This window comes from Dellaglioa sp. CoH-56-MRSF-12, assembly GCF_056782075.1.
Window position 1 is genome coordinate 1 of record NZ_JBXAYD010000015.1, and the last position, 591, is coordinate 591.

The 591-nt window shown below is 49.9% G+C and carries 1 protein-coding gene; it reads right to left on the reverse strand.

Going from position 1 to position 591, the window contains the following annotated elements; translation table 11 throughout:
• Positions 1–88: 88 nt before the first annotated feature.
• A complete protein-coding gene (locus AC1RPY_RS07610; RefSeq protein ID WP_471777411.1) occupies positions 89–409 on the reverse strand; it encodes a hypothetical protein in 321 nt (106 codons plus the stop codon).
• Positions 410–591: the final 182 nt, after the last annotated feature.

Genomic DNA, 591 nt, shown 5'->3' on the forward strand with positions numbered 1-591 from the left:
TATTAGATGCGCGTATTATACAGAAGACGAATGCCGTGTCAAGCACAAAATGAAAAACCCCGAAACCTTGCGGAATCGGGGTTATGGCTTAGGCTAGCACCAAGCTCTTGATGTAGCGGAGTCGGCTTCGCAGTCGATCCAGTTCTGTTAGCGCGTTCAGGAACGCAGCTTCCACCGGGCTGTTTTGACTTGTTGGCCACTGGTATTTCTGGGCAGCGGACTCGCACGCTACACCCACCGAATCGTCAAATTCTGTGAGAGGAAGATACGGAGCCAGATACACGCGGAAATCTTCAATGTCGGTGGACAGTCCACTAAGTTCTGCTGTTAGGCTTTCGCGCAACCACTCAAGCTGAGAGACCGGTGCTGTTACAGGACCTTCGTAGTGGTTCTGTGTAGATTCACCCACTAGTCCGTAGGTGCCTCCTGCCTTCAACGCGTCCTTTACCATCAGAGTGTTTCCTTCAGTTGACGAAGACACACAAGTGCATCTTCAAGATTTTCGTAGTACTCACGGATTGTGCAACCCTCAAATACCAGAGAATAAAAATCCGATACGATTGGCACAGTCTCCATCGTGAGGAACTTGTG